This window comes from Pedobacter borealis DSM 19626 (assembly GCF_000708285.2).
Lineage (GTDB): Bacteria > Bacteroidota > Bacteroidia > Sphingobacteriales > Sphingobacteriaceae > Pedobacter > Pedobacter borealis.
In genome coordinates, this window is the sequence record NZ_JAUG01000012.1 from 64,877 (window position 1) to 71,802 (window position 6,926).

Consider the following 6,926-nt stretch of genomic DNA (forward strand, 5'->3'; position numbering starts at 1 on the left):
AAAAAGATTAGTGCACAATTTTGAAAACAAGTTCTTTTAAGAGTTCTCCATCTTCAACATTTCCGGTACTATCTAAACCTTTGCTTTTTAAATCGTATTCGCGGAGTAAACCGATCACCTGGAAAACTTTTCCTGTGTTGTAATTTCTTGCAGCTACCTCATAATCTTTAACAAAGAATGGAGGCACACCCAAAGCTGATGCCGCATCGGCCTTATTTGGGATATAGTGATATTTTAGAAGCTTAGTGAAGTAACCACCTAAATTGGCCAAAACCATTACTGTTGGGTTGGCTTTAGGATTGCTGGCGAAGTAATTGATAATTTTATTACATTTCAGCACATCGCGGATGGCCAGTGCTTTCTGCAATTCGAAAACATTATATTCTTTACTAATGCCTATGTTTTTCTGAACCAGATCGGTATTAATGGTTGTCTCTTTCGGAACATTGAGCATTAACTTTTCGATCTCATTGGCAATTTTAGAAAGGTCGGTCCCTAAATATTCGGCCATTAAAGCCGATGCCTGCTGATCGATCTTGTAACCTTTATCTTTAATAAATTCTTCAATCCATGGTACAAGTTTATAATCGCGGACAGGATCTGACTGAAAGATCAACCCACTTTTATTAATTGCCTTATAGATTTTTTTTCGTTTGTCGAAGTTCGCATACTTAAAAGCCAAAACCAATATGGTACTAGGTAAAGGTTTTTCAAAATAATTGAGCACAAATTCGCCCTCTTTACTGCTCGAATCTTCTTTGCCCCACTTTAAATCCTGTGCTTCCTTAACAATTACCACCTGATAATCAGACATCATCGGGTATCGCTTTGCAGCACCTAAAACCGTAGCCATATCGGTATCTTTGCCGTATAAAACAGTCTGATTGAAACCTTTTTCGGCATCGTTCAATAACTTATCTTCAATATAATCTGTTACTTGATCGATATAATAAGATTCTTCTCCATGTAATAGGTATACAGGTTTGAATTTTCGGGCTTTAATATCTTTAATAATTTCGGCAGCAGTCATTGCCCGTAAAATTACGATTTAGGTTTAACGATTTGGATAAATGTTTATAAATTAAGAGATATGAGATTTGAGATACTAGATTTGAGAGGTGAGATGTTAGATAGGAGATTTCCTTGCATATCTTAGAATTAATTAACTTTGGCAGATAATAATTGATAGATTGTTCCATTGTTAACGGAAAACATCCAACTGTTAACTGAAAACTGATTACTGCCAACTGAGAAAATGTTCAACCCTACCCCGCTTAACCTACCGCCTTATCCATTTAAAATTACCCAAAAAGATGATCTGGTATTTATTTTCGATGAGTTGAGGAAAAAGCACCTGGTGCTTACGCCCGAAGAATGGGTCCGTCAGCATTTTATACAGAACCTGATTTTGGAAAAGAAATTCCCACGCACATTGATCCAGATTGAAGGTGGTTTGGTGCTAAACCAATTACAAAAGCGAAGTGACATTTTAGTGTACAATACGGCTGGCGAAAAGCTGATGTTAATTGAATGTAAGGCACCCAAAGTAAAGATTACACAATCGGTTTTCGATCAGGCTTCGCGCTATAATTCTATCCATCAAGCGAAATGGATTGTGTTAACCAATGGTTTGCAACATGTTTATGCGAAGATGGACCTTGAAAAGGGTAAGTTTAACTTCGTACAGGAAATGCCTGAATATTTGGGCTTGTAAGGAGTGTTTGTCATTGTGAGATAATTTATTGTATAAAAATCAATATGAATGACAGTTTTTTTTGTAAATCATAGGCTGCGAGGAATCGTCATTCCCTCCAAGGGAGTTCCTTTGGAACAACTCGATTGGGAATCGTAATGCAAGCGCTTTAAGATTCCCGCCTGCGCGAGAATGACGACTGTACTGATGGATTCTGTTAATGGTAGCGGAGTCGAAGGGCAAAAAAGATTGCAGCAGAAAGCAGGACGAACTTTAAAAAGATCTGCTGCAACTGCTTTACAAAAAATTAAGGGCATTAAAATTCTCTCTTTTTCCGTCATTGCGAGGAGGAACGACGAAGCAATCTTACAACGATCGCTATTAATCTATCTTTTAGATTGCTTCGTCGGCTGAAAAAGCCTTCTCGCAATGACGATTTTGTGCAGATGACAGATCACCTAAACACTATATTCCGTCTTCCAAACCTGTTTATTCCCGCTATAAATGGCTTCGTTACACATGGCCACACAGATAGCCGCCTGCGTTCCGGTATTGATATTTGATACTGGTTCTTTCCTGGTTGTTATCGATTTATAAAATTCATCTAGAGCATAATTTGTACCATCAATGGTGGCTTTATCCAAAATCGGGATTCCACCATCTTTATTTACCACAATCTTTGTGGCCCCAGTTACACCATCAACTATGCCTAATTCTTTTTTGGCACTTTCTTCAGGATAGAACAAACCGGTGTTGGTAAGCAAAGAAACCGAACCTTTGGTGCCTTTTATTTTAAACAGGTAACCATCATGTGCATTACCGCAAGTGGCCCCAAAATTGCCGATCATGCCTTTTTCGTTATAACGGAGAATGGCCTGAATATTATCGTAGGTTTCGCGCCCATCTTTAAACACATCTATCCCACCCGATCCCATAATTTCATCAGGCTGCGTTTCGAAAGCCCAATTGATAAAATCAATCTGGTGCGATAAAAGTTCGGCGGCTAATCCGCCAGAATACTCTTTATACATCCGCCAGTTGATCTTACGTTCTAAAGCTGGATCTGGCACTGCCCTACGCCAATTGCCATTACGGTCCCAACGGCAATCGATCTGGCTAACTTTGCCCAAATAGCCACTTTGGACCATATCCTTCACCTTAAAATACAAAGGCGAATAACGATACTGATAACCCACCTGAAAAACCTGATTGGGATATTGTTTTACCAGTTTTTTAAGTTCGAGTGCCTGGGCAATATTGTATGTCATGGTTTTTTCTACATACACATGTTTGCCAGCCAGTACCGCATCTTTGGCAATTCTGAAATGTTCGCTTAAAGGTGTGGCAATAAAAACCGCGTCGATTGTTTTATCGTCTAAAACTTTGTGATAATCTTTTATGGCCTTTGCATCCGCAGGAACATACTTTTCGGTTTCCTTAAGCCTAAAATCGAGTAAATCGCAATAAGCTTTAATTTTATACTTTGCAGGCATTGATTTAATTACCGACAAAACACCTTTGCCACGATCGCCGCAACCAATCATTGCCACATTAATAATTTCATCAGCCAACAAATTAGCAAAACCCTGATTACCAACAAGTAAACCAGAACCTAACAAAGTAGTATGTTTTAAAAAAGATCGACGATGCATGTTATAATGATTAAAATATTACTTATTATTTAATTGGAGCGCACAACTCCTACTACTATTAAAGGCTAGTCCCGCCAATGCTACAATCTTTTTGTTGCCAGCATTTGCAATATTAACGAAAATGCAACAAAAAGTATTTTCGCGTATGTCAGGGCTATTTAAATCTTTCAGTGCCTTTAGGTCAGTTTACAATGCAAACCGTTAACCATAAACCCAATTGAGCTAAATAGCCCACAGTGAGGTACGAGCGAGGACTATATGCGAAAGCGGGACTGCAGACCGCCATATTGAACCAATGCTCGTTTTCAAATCAGTAAACTTATAAATTCTTGATTTTAATCGTCCTGAAATCTACTTTGTTACCATGATCCTGAAGGAGGATGTGTCCTTTCGGTGCCTCACCAAAGTTTTTCCAATCTTTGTATTTACTGATGGCAACCAGTTTTTTAAACGCTTCAGAGCCACGGGTATATTCCAAAACTTTTACGCCATTCAAATAATGTTCTACTTTATTATTTGGGTATACAACCAAACGGCCATTGTTCCAGCTTCCAATAGGGCGCAAGTAACGGGCTTCTTTTTTCGAAGTCATTAAATCGTATAACGAAGCTAAAGTTCTGTTCCCATCTCTGCCCAATTTTGCATCTGGATGTAAAACATCATCTAAAACCTGATACTCGAGACCAATAGCAGAACCTGTATTTTTTTCGCTCAGGGTAACAAAATACTTTACACCACTGTTGGCGCCAGGGGTAAGTTTAAACTCGAACGACAAATCAAAAGCTGCATATTCATCCTTAGTTACAATATCGCCGCCGTTGGTCGATTCTGCACCACCCGATGGCTCTACACTGATAACGCCATCGGCAATCTTCCATCCTTTGGCAGGGAAAGTAGTTTTATAAGCACCAACCCAACCTGCATTGCTTTTACCATCGAACAAAAGTTTATAACCTTCCGATTTTTCGTAAGCAGATAAAGTATTCGGTGTTAAATTAACCGTATAAATTCCTTTTGGAAAAGCTTTGGCTTTTAAGCCCTCTGTTTGAATGTTAATATTTTTGAAATAAACTTTCTTACCATCATTATCGAGGTTATTGCCAATGCCATGAACCTGCAAACCGATAAATCCTGATTTATCCAAAGTATCGATCACGTAGGCAACAGGTGTGCCATTTACCCAGGTTTTGGTTTCGTTACCAATACATTCTATTTTGTAATGGTTAAACTCATTCTTTTTATACAGTGGTTTTGCCGATGGGTTAAGTTCTAAAGGATATAGCCATAATCTTCTGGCTTCATCGTAAATCCCACCTGTCCATGCCCTTGGTGTAGGGTCTATTTCTACCTGCCTGCCAAAAACCAATCCTTTACCGTTGTTGCCTTCCGGTTTAATATGGCTGCGTGTTTGCACACCCGAGTTGGTGGTTTCACCTTCCAGCTTCACATCGAGTTCTAAAATGAAATCGCCATATTCTTTTTCAGTGATTAAGAACGAATTTGGGGTTCCTTTGGTCATCGTTCCGATAATCATTCCGTCTTCAACTTTGTACGGAGCTGCTCCTGCAACTGCTTTCCAACCGGTTAAGGTTTTGCCATCAAATAATGGTTTAGCTTTTTGGGCAGCGGCTGATAAACTGATTAGCGAAAGGGCTAGAATACTATATTTTTTTAAATTTAACATGATTGGTTTTTTTCTTGCCGTCATTGCGAGGAAGAATGACGAAGCAATCTTTCTTGAAGGTCTGATTGCTTTGCGCTCCCAATGACGGTATTTTTTTTAATATTTAAATACTTTTCCGTTTGCGATTACTTCTTGTCTGCTTTCATCGAAAATTGCTTTTGCACCTGTTCGTACCGCAGCATTGGTCATGATATTGGCAATAGAATGTGAATAACCAGCTTCAACTGGTGCATTTGGTGTTTTACGACTACGCACACATTCCATCCAGTTGCGCATATGGCCAGAGGTTAACGCATCGCCACCCATATTGGCTCCTGTAGCCGCTTTAATTTCGGTTTTGCTTAAATCGAACTCAGGCAAAAGATTGGCTTTCAATCCCATGGCTGCAGCTTCTCTCTCCTTTAAACCACCTTTTGGCGATACTTTATTCGTAATTAAATTGAGTTCACCACCGTTAGAATAGTAAACCTCGCCCACATCGCCTACACTATTCTGCATTCTTGACGTAAAAGTAACCTGGAAACCATCTGTTGTATCGGGCTGACCATAATCGAATACGGCAACCATCGAATCCCAGTTTCTACGGCCATCTTTCCAGGTGTAAATACCTCCGTTTGCCACTACACTTCGCGGATGTTTTAAATTGGTAAACCAGTGTACGGTATCAATCTGGTGCGACATCCATTGCCCGGGCATTCCTGAAGAATATGGCCAGAACAAGCGGTATTCTAAATATTTTCTTGGATCAAAGGCTTCGTTTGGTCGGTTCAATAAGAATCTTTTCCAATCGATGTCTTCTTCTTTTAATTTGGCTACTAAATCAGGTCTGCGCCATCTGCCTGGCTGGTTTACATTCCAAACTAAATCTACTGCAGTTATCGGCCCAAATTTTCCATCCTGAATAAATTTTGCTGCATTGGTATAATTCTCTCCACTCCTTCTTTGCGAACCAATCTGTACAATCTGTTTGCTTGCTTTAACAGCCTTAAATGCCGCTTTCGCATCGTCCATAGTTTCGGCAAAGGGTTTTTCTACATAAGCATCACAGCTGGCTTTTACGGCCTCGATGGTGTGAAGTGCATGCTGAAAATCGGCGGTACTAATAATTACAGCATCAAGATCTTTAGTGGCATAAAGCTCATCGTTGTTACGGCAGGCTTTAATATCGTGACCAAATTTTTGTTTTAAATGGGCAATTCCTAAATCTCTCCGGTAGTTCCATAAATCAGAAAGGCCAACGATATCAAAATTGAGTTCCTTATTGTGGTTCAGGAAACAAGGCAAAAGGGTGTCTTTAAAGCGATCAGAAAACCCAACAAGGCCCACGCGTACCCTATCATTTGCACCGATGATGCGTCCATAACTTTTGGCGCTCATACCCATGGTTCCTGCATAGGTTGCTGCAGCAAATATTGCCGATTGTTTAATAAATTTTCTTCTGGAATTTTCCATTTGAGGATATTAGGTTAGATTATCTCTTATTTTGCTAATCTGACAAACCATTTAAATAAAATCTAAAATATGGTTAATAAAAACAAACCTTAAATATTCGCAAGTAATATTTTTGAAACCTTATCTTGAAATAATGGCTTACAATCGTATTAACCTTAAATAAATAGCCAGGAAGCCAGTATTTAAGGCAATAACATATTTTTATCGATATGTAGGAAAAGGTTTGAAATAATTTATTCTTAATGAGATAATTTTAATTAACTAATAACCTGAACTCGATTATTAAATCTCATTTTGTGGCGTTTTAATCAAGTTTTCTGTTAAGACGGTCGTCACCCTGAATTTATTTCAGGGTCTTTCACGCTAAAAAGATGCTGAAATAAATTCAGCAGGACGATAAAGCGGGATTAGGCGTAAATAAGATATAATTTTCAGCAAATAATTA

Annotated in this window: 5 protein-coding genes; 1 reads left to right on the top strand and 4 read right to left on the bottom strand. The window is 38.8% G+C overall.

What is annotated here, in order from left to right; all coding sequences use genetic code 11:
- Positions 1-7 precede the first annotated feature (7 nt).
- Complete coding sequence (gene holA / locus AW17_RS05510; RefSeq protein ID WP_029275124.1) at positions 8-1,030, bottom strand: DNA polymerase III subunit delta; 1,023 nt, start codon at positions 1,028-1,030, stop codon at positions 8-10.
- 225 nt (positions 1,031-1,255) lie between these two features.
- Between holA and AW17_RS05515 the strand changes: the two genes are divergently transcribed.
- Complete coding sequence (locus AW17_RS05515; protein ID WP_029275125.1) at positions 1,256-1,714, top strand: type I restriction enzyme HsdR N-terminal domain-containing protein; 459 nt, start codon at positions 1,256-1,258, stop codon at positions 1,712-1,714.
- Between the two features lie 437 nt (positions 1,715-2,151).
- On the opposite strand, the gene AW17_RS05525 is transcribed toward AW17_RS05515, so the two are convergent.
- From AW17_RS05525 to AW17_RS05535, 3 genes are all read right to left on the bottom strand, one after another.
- Positions 2,152-3,345, bottom strand: a complete 1,194-nt coding sequence (locus tag AW17_RS05525) for a Gfo/Idh/MocA family protein (protein ID WP_029275127.1) — start codon at positions 3,343-3,345, stop codon at positions 2,152-2,154.
- A 319-nt stretch (positions 3,346-3,664) separates the two neighbouring features.
- Positions 3,665-5,029, bottom strand: a complete 1,365-nt coding sequence (locus AW17_RS05530; protein WP_029275128.1) for a 3-keto-disaccharide hydrolase — start codon at positions 5,027-5,029, stop codon at positions 3,665-3,667.
- Positions 5,030-5,125: 96 nt separating this feature from the next.
- Positions 5,126-6,481, bottom strand: a complete 1,356-nt coding sequence (locus AW17_RS05535; protein WP_029275129.1) for a Gfo/Idh/MocA family protein — start codon at positions 6,479-6,481, stop codon at positions 5,126-5,128.
- Positions 6,482-6,926 lie beyond the last annotated feature (445 nt).